Source organism: Ruegeria sp. HKCCA0370 (assembly GCF_013033705.1).
Lineage (GTDB): Bacteria > Pseudomonadota > Alphaproteobacteria > Rhodobacterales > Rhodobacteraceae > Ruegeria.
On record NZ_WQEP01000007.1, the window covers coordinates 162,907 to 178,646 of the forward strand.

Here is a 15,740-nt window from a genome sequence, read left to right on the forward strand (position 1 = left end):
GAACCGATTACGTACCTTACCTCAAGTTCCAGGCAACCAAAACGCGGCGTCATCAGATATGATCTCATCCGGCACACAGGAATTGACGGCAGATCCCGGCGGCATCGCGCAGGCTGCCGATTTTTTGCGCCAGGGTCTTCTGGTCGCTTTTCCGACCGAAACGGTCTATGGCCTTGGCGGCGACGCCCGCAACGGACAGGCCGTCGCATCGATTTACGAGGCCAAGGGACGGCCCAGCTTCAACCCGCTGATCGCCCATGTCGCCTCGGTCGAAGCGGCCCAGCGCTTTGTGCAATGGTCGGATCTGGCCGAGCAACTCGCACAGGCCTTCTGGCCTGGTCCTCTGACCCTGGTTTTGCCGTTGCGCGAAGGGCACGGGGTTTCCTCGCTGGTGACCGCCGGGCTGGACACTCTGGCCGTGCGGGTACCTGCGCATCCGACGGCGCGTGCGCTGCTGGCCGACTTTGACGGACCGGTCGCGGCCCCTTCGGCTAATCCCTCGGGTCAGATCAGCCCCACGACGGCGGCTCATGTGTGGTCCGGTCTTGGCGGAAGGATCGCGGCTGTTCTGGACGACGGTCCCTGTGCGGTGGGGCTGGAATCCACCATTGTCGGTCTGGCCGGAGAGCCCACATTGCTGCGTCCGGGCGGCGTTGCGTTGGACCGGATCGAAAGCGTGCTGAACCTGCACCTGCACCTGCACCAATCCGGCGATCTTCTGACCGCTCCGGGGCAGTTGCAGTCGCATTATGCGCCCGACGCCCCGGTCCGCCTGAACGCCACTGCGCGTCACGGGGATGAGGTTCTGCTGGGCTTTGGAGCGGTGGATTGCGACCTGAACCTGTCTGTCGATGGACGTCTAACCCAGGCGGCCGCGAACCTCTTTGCAGCCCTTCACAGGTTGAACGAGACCGGCCGACCAATTGCCGTATCTCCGATCCCGAACACCGGATTGGGGGCCGCAATCAACGACAGGCTGCGCCGCGCCGCTGCGCCACGCGACAGCTGATCAGGCCCGGCCTGCGCTGGCGGACAACGTCAGAGGGTCCACCCCGAGCGTCGCCAAGGCAGCTTCCCATTTTTCGTCATCAGGCACGTCGAAGACAAGTTTCGTCGTCGCTTCGGTGGTCAGCCAGCCGTTCATCGCGATTTCGTCCTCAAGCTGACCCGGGCCCCAGCCGGAATAGCCCAGCGTCAGCATCGAATTCAGTGGTCCGCTGCCAGAGGCCAGATCTTCAAGCACATCCAGTGTCGCCGTCATGCTGAAATCCGCGGAAATATGCATCGAATGCAGATTGGCCTCATAATCGGCGCTGTGCAGGACAAATCCGCGCGACATCTCGACCGGGCCACCGAAATGCACAAGGCGCTCTCCGATCACCGGGATACGGCAGGCGATGTTCAGTTGCCCCAGCAACGTCTTGATTCGCAGATCCGAAGGCTTGTTCACGATCAATCCCATGGCGCCATCGTCGCCATGGCTGCACATATACACCACCGAATGGTCGAATCGCGGATCGCCCATTCCGGGCATCGCAATCAACAGTTTTCCGGTCAGGTCCATGGGCCGTCATCTCTTTGTCAGTTCACGTCAACAATGGCCCTGCCGCACCCCAGTTTGCAAGAGACCAACCCGTATTTCGACAGATTTCAGCGCAGTGACCGGATCGTGACTTGGAATCCGCGCCATCGACGCGCATTTATGGGGTATGAAGATGCCGATCAAACCCACCGCCGTAGCCGCGCTCGCGTGTCTGAGCCTGTCCGTTCCAGTTGCCGCGCAGGACTTGGACAACGTGGTTCGGCTGGATGTTCTGGATGGTGGACGGACGACCAACGGCACCTACATGACCGCGCTGAAACTGACGCTCAAGGATGGCTGGAAGACCTACTGGCGCGCGCCAGGAGATTCCGGCATCCCGCCCGAGTTCGACTGGAAGCGATCCAGCAATGTCGGCCAGGTGGAAATCATCTGGCCCTCGCCCGAAGTCTTTGACCAGAATGGCCTGCAATCGATTGGCTATGAAAATCAGCTGGTCCTGCCCATCAAGGTCACTCCGCGCAACCCGGCAAAACCGGTCCGTCTGAAAGGTAAGATGGATCTGGGGGTCTGCAAAGACGTTTGCATCCCGGAACGCCTGGATTTCGACCACACGCTGGACGCCGAAGCTGATCGCAACCCGGCGATTGCCGCAGCGATGGCGCAAAGGCCCTATTCTGCACGCGAAGCTCGTGTCACCAAGACCACCTGCAATCTGACGCCCACGAAAGATGGGATGCGGATCGAGGCGCGGATGACGATGCCGTCCGCGGGTGGCCGAGAAGTCGCCGTGATCGAACCTGGCAATCCTTCGCTTTGGACCTCGCAACCCGTATCTCAGAGGCAGGGGGATACATTGGTGGCCGAAGCGGAAATCATACACGCATCAGGTGCACCTTTTGCGCTGGACCGGTCCGAGATCCGGATCACTGTTCTGGGGTCCGACCACGCGGTGGATATTCTGGGCTGTAGCGCGGGCTGAATGCATGAGCCAATCCCCCAAGATCGGTGCATTGGCGGTTGTTCTGCATCAGGACAAGGTACTTCTGGTTCAGCGCAGCAAACAGCCGGACAAGGGCCTGTGGGGGTTCCCCGGCGGCCACGTAGAGTGGGGTGAAACCGTTCTGCAGGCGGCGCAGCGCGAGTTGCGGGAAGAAACCTCGGTGATTGCGGAACCGTCTCATTACCTGAGAAATCTGGATCTGCTGCTTCACGACAAGGCGGGGCAGGTTTTGTCCCATTACCTGTTGGTCGGTGTTGCCTGCCGCTATCGCTCCGGCACACCACAAGCTGGTGACGACGCGCTGGATGCCCGTTGGTTTGCCATCGAACAGATACGCCGGGGCGACCTGCCGATGAGCGCGCGGGTCATCGACCTTTTGGAACACGCGATCCGCGCGGATCAGGCATCGGCCGATCTTGTCAGCCGCCCATAAAGCAAACCTGACAGGACCACGCTCAGGACCACGATCAGAATTGCCCCGGCCAGGAATGCACCCAACCCCATTCGCAGCACCGCAATGCCATCTCCACCTGCATAGAGGCCTTGCAGTACGCCGAGCGGCGCGCCTGTAACCGCGGGCCAAATCATCGTCAGGCCGAACCAAACAGCCAATGCGGCCCCGGTTGCCGCCAGCGCCCCGCGAACAACCCGGTCCGGTGCCCGCGCGGCACGGCGCATGGCTGTCATAGGACGCGCCACGTCATTGAGGATCGCCAACAGGGCAGGCACCAGGATCAGAACCAGCAACATCCCGAACCCAAGCCCGTAAACCAGCGTGATCACGGTCGGCTTCAGGAATTGCGCCTGTTGCGAACCCTCGTAAAGCAACGGCGCAAGTCCAAGAACCGTGGTCAAAGTGGTCAGCATCACGGGACGCAACCTGTCTGCGGTACCTTCGACAATGGACGGAACCAGACCACGGTCTTTTTGATACGCATCTATCGTCGTCACCAGAACAATCGAGTCGTTGATGATGATCCCCGTCATGCCCAGCAACCCGACCACCGTGAACATGCTGAGCGGCACATCCCAGATGTAGTGGCCCCAGATTGCACCAACGAGGCCAAAGGGTATGATTGCCATGACAACCACTGGCCGTGTCCAGCTGGCGAACACCCAGGCCAGAACAAGGTAGATACCTGTCAGGCACAGGATCAAACCGGTGCGGGCTTCGGCAAGGAATTCACTTTCCTGTTCGCTCAGGCCCGACATGCGCCATTCCACCTGTCGTTCCGCCGCTATGTTGGGCAGGATCTCATCCTGCATCGCCCGTTCGATTTCAGCCGCGCGCGCCGGATCGTCCTCGGAGATATCGCCGTTGACTGAAACAACTCGCACGCCGTTTTCCCGCCGAACCGTCGAGAAACCGGACTTACGCTCAACAGAGACAATGTCCGCCAAAGGCACATAGACACCTTCCGGTGAGCGCATGAGCGTGCGCTCCAGGAAATCAGCCGTCAGTTCACCTTCGGGCAGTTCCACACGAATCGCGGTACTGCGTGGTCCATCAGGGAAGGTTGCAGCCTCGATCCCGTTCAGGCGGTTGCGCAAGGCACGCCCCAGTGTTTCTATCCGAAAGCCCAGCGCCTGCCCCTGTTCGGTTAGGTCCAGAATGAACTCTTCCTTGTCATAGGCCAGATTATCCTCAAGCGCCGAAACTTCGGGAAATTTCGACAGCGCGGCCCTCAGATCCTCTGATGCCCCCTTCAGAACGTTTACGTCCGAGCCAAAGAACTGCACGTCGATGGCATCTCCACCGGGACCGGATCGCCACCCCCGGAACGTAAGCACTTCGACGTTCGGGTGACGCGGCACGAAGTCCTGCAACTCGCCTACAAACTCGAAACTGGAATAGGGTCGCAAGTCGGCATCAATCAATTCGATTGATATGCCACCCAAAACACTTCCATCTTTGCCATCTGCCGCCGCGAGCCCGCGGCCGGCAGTGCCGCCGACTTCTGCCAGAACAAACTCGATCGGATTCTGACCATAGCGTTCTTCATAGATCTGGCCCAGTTCATTGGTCGCCTGCTGTAACATATGCATCATTTCAAGCGTATCGGACCGGGTCGACCCCTCGCGCATGATAAAGCCACCACTGACTGAACTGCGTTCAGGCGCATTGAAAAATCGCCAATTCACATCCCCTCGGATGAACAGGGCAACCTGGCTTGCCAATATGGCGATCATTAGCGCCACAACAACGTAGCGCGCCCAAATCACCCAGCCGATCAGCGGGCGGAAAAGATGGTCTCGCACCCAACGAAAACCTCGATTGACGACGCGATTTGGCAGATCGTACCAGTGCTCCTTTGTTGAATGGGCAATCGCGTGCGCCATGTGATTGGGCAGGATCAGAAAACACTCGATCAGCGACGCAATCAGAACCGCGATCACTGTGAAGGGAATATCACGGATCAGCTCTCCGAAGCGTCCGCCGACCAGTGTCAAACCAAAAAACGCAATCACCGTCGTTACGGTAGCAGCCAGTACCGGCATCGCCATACGTCGGGCCGCGCGTTCAGCAGCCACCACCGGCACTTCGCCCAGTCGGCGGGCGCGGAAATCGGCATGTTCTCCCACGACAATGGCGTCATCCACCACGATCCCCAAGGTGATGATCAGGCCGAACAGCGAGACCATGTTCAGCGACAAGCCGCCCAGATACATGAATGCAATGGCCGCCGACATGGCTACCGGAATCCCAGCAGCGACCCAAAAGGCGATGCGTGCGTTCAGAAACAGAAACAACAAGCAGACGACAAGACCAAGGCCCATCAACCCGTTGTCGACAAGGATGTTCAACCGATCTGTAATGGCCTGAGCCCGGGTGCGGATCAGTTCGATCTTCACGCCTTCAGGAACGCTGGCTTGCATATTGCGCGCAACGTCCTCGACAGTGTGTTGAATTTCTATGGCATCACCCAGGTTCGATCGGTCGACCCGGATCGACATGGCCGGGTGGTCTCCGACATAATAGCTGTGGTCGCGTGTGACCCCCTCAACCACGATGCGGGCGATATCGCCAACCCGCAGCTTCGATCCGTCCGCATTTGTTCGCAGCGCAATTTCTTCGATCTGATCGGGCCTGCGCTTTTCCGTTCCAGCGCGAACCCGCGCACCCGCGCCTTCCACCTGGCCTGCGGGGTCCGTGTTGACCTCGGCCCCAATGGCCGAGGCGATATCCGCCATCGTGATGTCATTGGCAATCAGTTGCGCCGTTGGAACCTCGACAATGATCTGCGGTGCCGCGAGACCGCGTATACTTGTGCGCGTGACCCCGGCAGCGAACAGGCGATTGATCAGTTCATCGGTCAGTTTTGCCAGTTGTGCAGGATCGGTTGGTCCGCTGATGATAAGATCCGTCACCCGATCTCGCCATACACCACGCTGGATTTTGGGTTCGTCGGCACCTTCGGGCAGGTCCGTAACTCCATCTATCGCGGTTCTGACATCTTCAACCGCGCGTGACACGTCCCAATTGGGTTCGAATTCCAGCCGAATACGGGTCCAGGTCGGGTAAGAGCTGGCCTCGGTGCTGGTCACACCTTCGACAGCCTGCAACGCGGGTTCCAGCAGCTGGACAATCCCAGCGTCCATGTCTTCCGGCCCGCCATCATCCCATGTGACGGTGACATCCACACGTTCCAGAACAACATCCGGAAAGAACTGCGCCCGCATGTTCGGGATAGCCGCTGCACCCAGAACCAGCATCACCAGCAGCAGCAAATTGGCGACCGTCCGGTGCCGTGTGAAATAGCTGAGAAGGCCACCCGCTGCGCCAGGTATCTCGCGCATCATGACGCTCAGCCCCCGGCCTTGGTTTCAATGCGCCGCACCAGAGATGAAGGGACGCGCGCTTCCCGCAACTGACCGAGAACCTGAGTTTTTTCATCCTGAGGCATGGATTCGTTGGCCTCGACCCGGGCCACGAGTTCAGCGCGTTTCGCATCTGAAAGTTCGACCATGCCCGGGTCTGCCCCGGCCTCAAGCCGCAAGGGCCGCACCCGCACGCCAGATCCAAGCAACGGCGTGCGTCCGATCACAACCTCGCGCCCTTCCAACCCGTCGCCCCGCAGCAAAACCTCGTCACCCTGTCTGCGGACAAGCTGCACCGGCAAACTTTCCAGACGGTCATCCGCACCCAGCACCAGAACCGTTCCCGATGCATCCAATGCCGAAGACGGCAAGCGGAACACATTGGCAAGCGGTTGTTCCTGAACCGAGACGGTGACGAAATCTTCGGGCTTGAAACCGGATGCCTCTTGCAGACGCGCATAGATCAAACGTCCGGTCTGACCCTCGCCCGCAGAACCGCTGTCGCGGCTGATATGACCAGTCGCGGTCAGATCGGTGCCCGTCACCTCAAGCGAAACCGTGACCGGTGCGTTGATCAGCCTGTCATTCTCGTCCAACAGACGTACATATTGTGCCGTCGACACCCGGAACGCCACTTCAAGAGCATTTGGATCAACCAGTTCAGCCAGTTTTTCATTCGCCGACACCAACCGCCCTTCCACAAGCGTCACATCGGTCAGCGTACCGCTGAATCCGGCCCGAATGGTCATATCGTCAAGATCGCGTTCCGCTGCCTCCAAGGCGATCACCGCCCGCGCCAACAACGTCGTTGCCTGATCGACGCGGGATTCAGCCTGTGCAAGCGCGATACGGCGCGCCAGCACGGCCTGTTGTGCCGAAGCAGCCGCCAGTTCCGCCTCTTCCACGCTGGCGGCGGCGCCTACCCCTCGGGCCTCCAGATCGCGTTGCCGTTGCAGCGCCCGTTCCCGCAGTTCGGCTTGCGCCTCGGCCGATTTCAATTCGTCCTGCGCCAGCAGCAAAGACCGTTCGGCATCACGTTCTTCGAATTGTGCGTCCAATAGATCGGACTTGGCCCGATCCAGCGCGGATTGGGCATCCGCCGGATCCAGTTCAACCAGAACTTCCCCGGCAGTCACAGTTCCGCCATCCACAAAATCCTCTGCCAGGGCGACAACGCGGCCACCCAGTGCCGCGCGCAATTCAAGTCTGCGCCGGCTCTGGACCTCTCCGAATGCTTCGAGATATGGGATTACGGTTTCCGCTTCGGCCTGACGTACGGCAACCGCAAAGACCCGTTCGCGGGCGGCGGGCGCCTGGTCCTCACGCGTCAGGACGTCCTGAACGGCACCCATGATGATCTGCGCGGCAATAAACAGCAGAGCAAGCGTCAGGAACGCCAGAAAGATACCGACAAGACTCTGCCGTAGAAATCGCATCAAACAGTTACCCCGGTTGCACCAAGCTGCCGTCCACAACATGTAGCCGGATTACGAATTATGCCAAGCCACAAAGCGGTTATACGGAATTGAACGTACGACCAGTCTACTTCCGTCGCAGATGTTCGTCCAATCTGGGCATTATTTCCACAAAATTGCAGGGGCGATGCCGGTAATCGAACTGTTTTTCCAAAATCCCATCCCACGCATCCTTGCAGGCTCCCGGGCTGCCGGGCAATGCAAAAAGATATGTTCCCCCCGCAACCCCCCCGGTTGCACGGGACTGCACCGCCGAAGTGCCGATTTTCTCCATCGAAATGATGGTGAAGACAGTAGCGAATGCGTCGATCTCTTTTTCGTACACGTCCCGATGCGCCTCGACCGTCACGTCCCGCCCCGTCAGACCCGTTCCACCGGTCGAAATCACGACATCGATCTGTTCATCAGCCACCCATGCCCGCAACTGGTCGGCGATCTGGTCGCGCTCATCCCGGATGATCTGGCGATCCGCAACCACATGGCCCGCTTTTTCGATCCGGTCCACCAATGTCTGCCCCGAGCGATCTTCGTCCAACGATCGGGTGTCCGAAACGGTCAGAACGGCAATTCTGACGGGGATGAACTCCTTGGTTTCGTCAATGCGCGACATCTTGCGTCAGGCCCTTTCCATCATGACAAGCCGGATCGCGAGGGCGGAAAAAATACCCCCTGTGACCCAACCAATAATACGCGAGGCGCGCGGGTTGCCGATCAGCACCTTGCCTGCCCCGCCGGCAAAAATTCCGACCAGCCCGTTCACCAAGAACCCGCCAAACGCGATGATCAGCCCAAAGATCAGAAACTGTACCAGAACCGATCCCGCGGTCGGGTCGACGAATTGCGGTATGAACGCCAGCACGAACAGAATGACCTTGGGATTGGTCAGGTTGACCAACATCCCATCCCGAAAGGCCATGCGCGTCGACCGCACAGGCCTATCCCCAGTCGAAGCGCCATGCCGGACCGCACCCCAAGCCAGATACATCAGGTAAGCGGCACCCATCCAGCGGATCACTTCGAAAAGCCAGGGCAGCGCCGACACCGCAGCGCCCAGCCCAAGCCCTGCCAGCAGCACGTGAATCATCGAACCCACGGACACGCCGGCGCTTGCCGATACCGAAGGCCACGCCCCGGATCGCAGCCCTTGGCCAAAGCAGAACATCATATCAGCACCGGGCGTCAGGTTCAGTGCCAGTGCCGCTGGAACAAAGACCAGTAAAGTCTGGAATTCGATCACGCATCCACCTCAAACCAACTTGGCATCGGGCCCAGATTGGCCAAATGCGTTCGCCCCAAGGACCCGCGATAGCCCCAGCTTTCATGCACATGACCGAAGAACGCAAATCCCGGCTGAAGGCGTTCCACCGCATCCCGTATGGCAGTCGATCCGACCGAAAGGCCTTGCGATGTCTGATCCCCATACCCTTTGGGCGGAGAATGAACGATCAGGACATCAGCCGTTTCACACCGGTCGAGCATCTCGGTCGCCTCACCTTCCGTCAGGTCACAGGACCAGTCTCCGAACGGAGTAGGTGGTACGCCGTAGCCAAGACCAAACAAGCGCAAGCCGTCTATGGTCATGCCAGACCCATGCAGGACATGAACACCGTCCGGGGCCGCATTGCCCAGCTCTTCTGCACTTTCCGCGTTTCCCGGGATCAGGACCAGCGGGGCCGAAATGCCGGACAGCATCTGCATCGCCTCGTCCAGCCCCTGACGCGAATTGCAATAATCACCGGCACCGATGACAAGATCAGCCTCGGTGCTGGCGGCAACAATATCGGCTGCCCGGTTGCGCGCCATGTGCAGATCAGAGAATGCCAGAACCTTCATGTTGCACCTCGCAGCCGCGCTTTCAGTTCCAGCAGATCCGCCCAGGCCTGCCGTTTCATCTGCGGTTGTCGCAGCAGGTAAGCCGGGTGGAACATCGGGATCACCGGCAGATCCATTGCCTGATCCCATTTGCCGCGCAGGCGGGTGATGCCGCGTTTGCCCAGCACCGCCTGACAGCTGATATTGCCCATCACAACCAGAACCTCGGGTCTGGCCAGGGCCACATGGCGTTCCAGAAACGGCTTCATCATCCCGATCTCTTCGGGTTTGGGGTCGCGGTTCTGCGGGGGGCGCCATGGCAGCACATTGGTGATATAGACGTTCTCGCGACGATCCAGATCAATTGCCGCCAGCATCCGGTCCAGCAATTGACCGGCGCGACCGACAAAGGGTTTGCCCTCGCGGTCCTCATCGCGACCCGGCGCCTCGCCGATGATCATCACGCGCGCGCCGGGGGTCCCGTCGGCAAAGACCAACTGCCGCGCTCCGCGCTTGAGCTCGCAATGCTCGAACGCGTCCATCGCTGCGCGCAGCTGATCCAGCGATCCCGCGCCCCGTGCTGCGGATCCTGCGATTGCTACCGGGTCCACATCCCTTGGCTTTGCCGGGGCGGCGGGGGGCGTTTCCGGTTTCCTGGGTTTGGCCGTGGTGTCGGGCAACGCGTACCGGTCAACCGGCGCATCACCGATTGCCTCGGTCGCGCCCAGTTCGATCTGCCATTCCAGCAGCGCCCGCGCAGAATAATAGTCCAAGCCCGATTCCATAGGGATAACTTACCCGCCTGAGGGCTGAGGGAAAGCGAATAGGGCTTGATCGGTCGCTCTGTCGCGCCGACCATCGGCATGCGATGCTCAGATTTCTGCGATTCCTCATCATTGGATTAGTGCTGGTTGTCACCGATGATCCGGCATGGGCCACATTTCATGACAAACACGGGCAATGCCGTGCGGGTCAGTTCAAATGCGGCAGCACATGTTGTTCAGGCGGGCAAAGATGCAGTTTTGATGGCCATTGCATTCCACTGGGCGGCACCTATTGCGGCGGCGGGCGCAGTTGCGGTCCGTTCGAACGCTGCGTCGCTGGTGGACTCAGATGTGCGCCCGCAGGCCTGAACAAATGCGCATCGCGGCTGGATTGTCCGGGCGACAGTTTCTGCAATGGCCGTGGCGAGTGTGAACGAAGCGCACCCGAACTGGATACGACGCCACCGACCACATGCGCTGATGGCAGAACCTGCGCGCGCGGTTCGGCCTGCCTGCCCGGCGGGGGCTGCTCGCGTCCGGGGTGGTTCCTGTGCGAGGAAACCGGATCACAATGCCGCCCCGGTTTCAAATGCTCGGCGCATCAAGGCTGCGTACCGATCAAGGCCATCGACTGCGGTTATGGCAAATGGTGCAAGCCGGGCGAGCAATGCCTGCCCGACGGCGGCTGCGAAAAACTGCCTGAGGGTACGGAACCTTAGGTTGCCTTGCGCCGCCCGGCTTCCTATAAGCGGCGCGATTGTCAGACAGGAGCCCGCCCATGCGTTTCGCCCATCGTCACCTTCTTGGCATCGAGCATCTGTCGCAATCCGATATCACCGACATTCTGGATCTGGCCGAGACCTATGTCGACATGAACCGCCAGTCGACCAAGCATTCCGACGTTCTGTCGGGGCTGACCCAGATCAACATGTTCTTTGAAAACTCGACCCGCACACAGGCCAGTTTCGAGCTGGCGGGCAAGCGTCTGGGCGCGGATGTGATGAACATGGCGATGCAGGCCAGTTCGATCAAAAAAGGCGAGACCCTGATCGACACCGCGATGACGCTGAACGCGATGCACCCGGATCTTCTGGTGGTTCGGCACCCGCATTCCGGCGCAGTCGATCTGCTGGCGCAAAAGGTCAATTGCGCCGTTCTGAACGCCGGTGACGGCAAGCATGAACACCCCACGCAAGCCCTGCTGGACGCCCTGACCATCCGTCGCGCCAAGGGCCGCCTGCACCGGCTGAACATTGCCATTTGCGGCGATGTCGCCCATTCCCGCGTCGCGCGATCGAACCTGATCCTGCTGGGCAAGATGGAAAACCGCATCCGCCTGATTGGCCCGCCGACGCTGGTGCCCGCGCAATTCGCCGAGTTCGGGGCCGAGATCTATGACGACATGAACGAGGGCCTCAAGGACGTTGACGTCGTCATGATGCTGCGCCTTCAGAAAGAGAGGATGGATGGCGGGTTCATCCCCTCGGAACGCGAATATTACCACCGCTACGGGCTGGACGCCGCAAAGCTGGCGCAGGCCAAGCCGGACGCGATCGTGATGCATCCCGGCCCGATGAACCGCGGGGTCGAGATAGACGGCACGCTGGCGGACGATATCAACCGATCCGTCATTCAGGAACAGGTGGAAATGGGTGTCGCCGTCCGCATGGCGGCGATGGATCTGTTGGCCCGCAACCTGCGCGAGGCCGCATGAGCGATCTGATCGTCGCCCCCCATGAACGCGGCGTTTTGCGCCTGTTCACGCTGGACATGCGCCCGGAAGAGGCGAAATTCCTGCGCGAACCGGGTGCCGCCGATCAGGTGCTTGGGGTCGACGGGCTGGACCCCAGCCATATCGATATTTTCCCGGTCTCCGACCTCGAGGACCTCGGCCTGTACGGCTACATGACCGAGGGCTGCGGCGTGTCTGCGGACCAGCTGGACCGGAACGCTCTGGCCTCTGTCGACGGTTGGGTCATGGTCCTTCGCAGCGCGGCTTTCAACGGACACCCGGCGACGCTGAACCCCGATCCGCGCCTGCGCCTGATCGGCCTGTTCACGGAAGAGGCCACGAACTGGACCGGGGGGATCATCGAAACCGAAAGCGCCAAACCCTTTTCCGCCCCGCAAACCGTCACAGCGGGTGACACCCCCCGCCGCGTCGGATCTGCCATTCTGGCACTGGTCGCGCTTGTGGTCATCGGAGGCATCTTATGGCTGATCCTGTGATCTTCGCCCCGGACAAAGGGGCCTATATCCGCACAAATGCATGGCTGGCTGCTGTGGCCATGGCCGGTGCAATGGCCGTGCTGTGGCTGATCGGTAATCCTTACGTCTGGACCGGAGCCCCAGCTGGCCTGGCCGCCATCGGCATACGCGCGTGGTATCTGGCCTCGGAAGAGTTGGTTGCCAACTGGGAGATGTCAGAAACCACTCTGACCGGCCCCGGCCCGCGCAAGGTGGCGCTGAACCAGATCGAGGCGGTCAAAACCATGGGCAGCTTTGTCCAGATCGTCACCAAAAGCGGTGACAAGCATCTGATCAAGTATCAAGCCGACCCCGCCGCCACCAAAGCCGCGATTGAGAGGGCGATGGGATGAACGGCGATTGGTGGCGCGAGCAAATTCCCGAAGCCGAAAAGGTTTTGTGGGTTGGGAAACCGGATCAGGGGGTTTTCCCGCCTCGGTATGGCTGGGCATACAAGGCAGGAATTGGTCTGATTGCCCTGATTTGGCTGGCTAGCCCATGGATATTTGAAACCGCCAGAGACTTTTGGAAGATTTTCGCCTGCACTCTCGGATTTGCTTTTTTCTTGTGGGCAGATCGGTTTATTCGCGCACAACGGGTCTATGTTGTCACTTCGCATAAAGCATGGGAGTTCAACAAGAACCTGAAGTCGAAAGAGCTGAAAGTCGACCAATTTCTGAACTTCTCATGCCATCGAAGACGAGTGGTTTTTGACCGCCATCCGTTTTTCTCATTCGATCATCTCTCCGACCCTGATGCCGCATTGCAGGCATTGCACCAAGCCCGAGAGGCCGCACAATGACTTCTGTTCTCTTCACCAACGCCCGCCTGATCGACCCTGAGGCCGGAACGGACAGTCTCGGCTGGCTGCACATTGCCGACGGCCTCATTCAGGGCACCGGTGACGGGGATGCGCCCACCACCGACGCCCAGGTCATCGACTGCGGGGGCAAGTGCCTCGCCCCCGGCATCGTCGATATCGGCGTCAAGGTGTGTGAGCCGGGCGAACGGCACAAGGAAAGCTACAAATCTGCAGGCCTCGCTGCCGCAGCCGGTGGTGTCACCACCATTGTCACCCGCCCGGATACACTGCCTGCGGTCGATACGCCAGAAACGCTGGAATTCGCGACCCGGCGCGCGCAGGCGGATGCGCCGGTCAACGTGCTGCCGATGGCCGCGCTGACCAAGGGGCGCGAAGGGCGTGAGATGACGGAAATCGGATTCTTGCAGGACGCAGGCGCCGTGGCCTTTACCGATTGCGATCACGTCATCACCAATACCAAGGTGTTTTCCCGCGCACTGACCTATGCGAAATCCTGCGGCGCGCTGGTGATTGCCCACCCGCAAGATCCGGGCCTGAGCCATGGCGCCGCGGCCACCAGCGGCAAATTCGCCGCCCTGCGCGGATTGCCTGCGGTCTCGCCCATGGCCGAGCGCATGGGGCTGGACCGTGACATCGCGCTGTTGGAAATGACGGGCGCGGCCTATCACGCCGACCAAATCACCACCGCCCGCGCCCTGCCCGCGCTGGAACGGGCCAAGCGCAACGGGCTGGACATCACTGCCGGCACCTCGATCCATCACCTGACGTTGAACGAGTTGGACGTGGCCGACTATCGCACCTTCTTCAAGGTCAAGCCTCCGCTGCGGTCCGAGGATGACCGGCAGGCGGTGATCGAGGCGGTGCGCACCGGCCTGATCGACACGATCAGTTCGATGCACACGCCGCAGGACGAAGAAAGCAAACGCCTGCCGTTTGAAGAGGCCGCCTCGGGCGCGGTGGCGCTGGAAACGCTCTTGCCGGCGGCATTGCGCCTGTATCATGCCGACCAGTTGGACCTTCCGACCCTGTTCCGGGCGATGGCATTGAACCCGGCCAAACGGCTTGGTCTGGAAAGCGGCCGATTGTCGGAAGGCGCCCCGGCGGATCTGGTTCTGTTCGACCAGGATGTGCCTTTTGTGCTTGATCGCTTTGCCTTAAAATCCAAATCTCAGAACACGCCATTTGACGGCCAGCGGATGCAAGGTAAGGTCATTTCGACCTATGTTGCAGGTAAAAAAGTGTTCCGGAGTTCCTGATGCCCCCGATCGACAACTCGACCAGCGAACTGCTCCAATGGGCGGTGGTTGGATATCTCTTGGGCTCCATTCCCTTCGGCCTGCTGCTTGCAAGGGTCATGGGGCTGGGAAATCTGCGCGAAATCGGATCCGGAAATATCGGCGCAACCAATGTCCTGCGCACCGGCAACAAAGCCGCCGCGGCGCTGACCTTGCTGTTCGACGCCGCCAAGGGCGCGGTGGCAGTACTGATTGCCCGTGCTTATGCCGGAGAAGACGCCGCGCAGATCGCAGCCCTTTTTGCCTTTCTGGGTCATTGCTTTCCCATCTGGCTGGGTTTCAAGGGCGGAAAAGGCGTGGCGACCTTTCTGGGCCTCTGGCTGGCGCTGGACTGGCGCGTCGGAGTTGCGTGCTGTCTCAGCTGGCTGGTGGCGGCGGCGATCTGGCGGATATCCTCGGTCGGCGCACTGGCCGCGGCCGCGCTTTCAACGACCTGGGTGCTGGTTCTGACAAACGGACAATCCTTTATCCTTGGGATTATCCTGACCCTTCTGATCTATTGGCGTCACAGCACCAACGTCGCACGGATCAAGGCCGGGACTGAACCGAAAATCGGAAAATCGTGACACCGCCGGACGCTTTCGTTTCCGCGTTTTTCGCACTGCCCGAGGGCAGGTTTGCCGGTACATCGGGGGACCGGCGCTATGTCCTCGTGCGCCAACAGTTGGCAAAGGGGAAATCCCACAAGCTGGTTGCGCACGAACTGGGCGGCACCGACTATATCAGCATGAACCTGTATCAGACACGCATCAGCGGCGCGCTGCTGAGACCTTGTGAAATGGCGGCCAGCAAAGTCATCGCGTTTGTTCTGGATTTTGAACCGGACGCGTAATGTCAGGCCTGCATTTTTGAACAGACGTTCCTCTCTGACGCACAATCACGATTCATTGTTTTGAACGTGATCCGCCTGCTTCCCAGATCGCTGTCGTGACGGTCAATTACGGGCCACACAGGACAACAAT

At 60.3% G+C, this 15,740-nt stretch carries 18 protein-coding genes; 11 read left to right on the plus strand and 7 right to left on the minus strand.

Features of this window, described 5'->3' with window-relative positions; all coding sequences use genetic code 11:
- The first annotated feature begins 58 nt into the window (after window positions 1-58).
- Window positions 59-1,009, plus strand: a complete 951-nt coding sequence (locus GOW31_RS15440; protein ID WP_171171222.1) for an L-threonylcarbamoyladenylate synthase — start codon at window positions 59-61, stop codon at window positions 1,007-1,009.
- On the opposite strand, the gene GOW31_RS15445 is transcribed toward GOW31_RS15440, so the two are convergent.
- Entirely contained in the window at window positions 1,010-1,564 is a 555-nt protein-coding gene (locus tag GOW31_RS15445; protein WP_152456781.1) for a YqgE/AlgH family protein, read from the minus strand. It lies immediately after the preceding gene.
- Window positions 1,565-1,709: 145 nt separating this feature from the next.
- Here GOW31_RS15445 and GOW31_RS15450 point away from each other — a divergent pair, with 145 nt between their 5' ends.
- On the plus strand, window positions 1,710-2,522 hold the full coding sequence (locus GOW31_RS15450; RefSeq protein WP_254441732.1) for a protein-disulfide reductase DsbD domain-containing protein: 813 nt from the start codon (window positions 1,710-1,712) through the stop codon (window positions 2,520-2,522).
- 4 nt (window positions 2,523-2,526) lie between these two features.
- Complete coding sequence (locus tag GOW31_RS15455; protein WP_171171225.1) at window positions 2,527-2,976, plus strand: NUDIX hydrolase; 450 nt, start codon at window positions 2,527-2,529, stop codon at window positions 2,974-2,976.
- Here the strand turns inward: GOW31_RS15455 and GOW31_RS15460 are convergent.
- The 6 genes from GOW31_RS15460 to GOW31_RS15485 form a co-directional block, all read right to left on the minus strand.
- Window positions 2,943-6,344: an efflux RND transporter permease subunit gene (locus GOW31_RS15460; protein WP_171171226.1), complete on the minus strand. Its 3,402-nt coding sequence runs from the start codon at window positions 6,342-6,344 to the stop codon at window positions 2,943-2,945. The genes GOW31_RS15455 and GOW31_RS15460 overlap by 34 nt on opposite strands.
- 5 nt (window positions 6,345-6,349) lie before the next feature.
- Window positions 6,350-7,798: an efflux RND transporter periplasmic adaptor subunit gene (locus tag GOW31_RS15465; protein ID WP_171171228.1), complete on the minus strand. Its 1,449-nt coding sequence runs from the start codon at window positions 7,796-7,798 to the stop codon at window positions 6,350-6,352.
- 106 nt (window positions 7,799-7,904) lie between these two features.
- Window positions 7,905-8,447, minus strand: a complete 543-nt coding sequence (moaB, locus tag GOW31_RS15470) for a molybdenum cofactor biosynthesis protein B (protein WP_171171229.1) — start codon at window positions 8,445-8,447, stop codon at window positions 7,905-7,907.
- A 6-nt stretch (window positions 8,448-8,453) separates the two neighbouring features.
- Window positions 8,454-9,074, minus strand: coding sequence for a LysE family translocator (locus GOW31_RS15475; protein ID WP_171171230.1), 621 nt, complete (start codon window positions 9,072-9,074; stop codon window positions 8,454-8,456).
- On the minus strand, window positions 9,071-9,670 hold the full coding sequence (locus tag GOW31_RS15480; RefSeq protein ID WP_171171231.1) for a metallophosphoesterase: 600 nt from the start codon (window positions 9,668-9,670) through the stop codon (window positions 9,071-9,073). The genes GOW31_RS15475 and GOW31_RS15480 overlap by 4 nt, the downstream gene beginning before the upstream one ends.
- The gene (locus tag GOW31_RS15485) at window positions 9,667-10,434 is read right to left on the minus strand and encodes a uracil-DNA glycosylase family protein (protein WP_171171232.1); all 768 of its coding nucleotides are present in this window, start codon (window positions 10,432-10,434) and stop codon (window positions 9,667-9,669) included. Before GOW31_RS15485 ends, GOW31_RS15480 begins: the two co-directional genes overlap by 4 nt.
- 83 nt (window positions 10,435-10,517) lie before the next feature.
- On the opposite strand from GOW31_RS15485, the gene GOW31_RS15490 reads away from it, so the two are divergent.
- The 8 genes from GOW31_RS15490 to GOW31_RS15525 are packed head-to-tail and all read left to right on the plus strand — an operon-like array spanning window position 10,518 to window position 15,610.
- Window positions 10,518-11,132: a scavenger receptor class F, member 2 gene (locus tag GOW31_RS15490; protein WP_171171233.1), complete on the plus strand. Its 615-nt coding sequence runs from the start codon at window positions 10,518-10,520 to the stop codon at window positions 11,130-11,132.
- A 59-nt stretch (window positions 11,133-11,191) separates the two neighbouring features.
- Window positions 11,192-12,127: an aspartate carbamoyltransferase catalytic subunit gene (locus GOW31_RS15495; RefSeq protein WP_152456771.1), complete on the plus strand. Its 936-nt coding sequence runs from the start codon at window positions 11,192-11,194 to the stop codon at window positions 12,125-12,127.
- Window positions 12,124-12,642, plus strand: coding sequence for a hypothetical protein (locus GOW31_RS15500; protein ID WP_171171234.1), 519 nt, complete (start codon window positions 12,124-12,126; stop codon window positions 12,640-12,642). Before GOW31_RS15495 ends, GOW31_RS15500 begins: the two co-directional genes overlap by 4 nt.
- Window positions 12,627-13,013: a hypothetical protein gene (locus tag GOW31_RS15505; protein ID WP_171171235.1), complete on the plus strand. Its 387-nt coding sequence runs from the start codon at window positions 12,627-12,629 to the stop codon at window positions 13,011-13,013. Before GOW31_RS15500 ends, GOW31_RS15505 begins: the two co-directional genes overlap by 16 nt.
- A complete protein-coding gene (locus GOW31_RS15510) occupies window positions 13,010-13,462 on the plus strand; it encodes a hypothetical protein (RefSeq protein WP_171171237.1) in 453 nt (150 codons plus the stop codon). The genes GOW31_RS15505 and GOW31_RS15510 overlap by 4 nt, the downstream gene beginning before the upstream one ends.
- On the plus strand, window positions 13,459-14,739 hold the full coding sequence (gene pyrC, locus GOW31_RS15515) for a dihydroorotase (protein WP_171171239.1): 1,281 nt from the start codon (window positions 13,459-13,461) through the stop codon (window positions 14,737-14,739). The genes GOW31_RS15510 and pyrC overlap by 4 nt, the downstream gene beginning before the upstream one ends.
- Window positions 14,739-15,344: a glycerol-3-phosphate 1-O-acyltransferase PlsY gene (gene plsY, locus GOW31_RS15520; protein WP_171171241.1), complete on the plus strand. Its 606-nt coding sequence runs from the start codon at window positions 14,739-14,741 to the stop codon at window positions 15,342-15,344. The genes pyrC and plsY overlap by 1 nt, the downstream gene beginning before the upstream one ends.
- A complete protein-coding gene (locus GOW31_RS15525) occupies window positions 15,341-15,610 on the plus strand; it encodes a hypothetical protein (RefSeq protein ID WP_171171243.1) in 270 nt (89 codons plus the stop codon). Before plsY ends, GOW31_RS15525 begins: the two co-directional genes overlap by 4 nt.
- The last annotated feature ends 130 nt before the right edge of the window (window positions 15,611-15,740 follow it).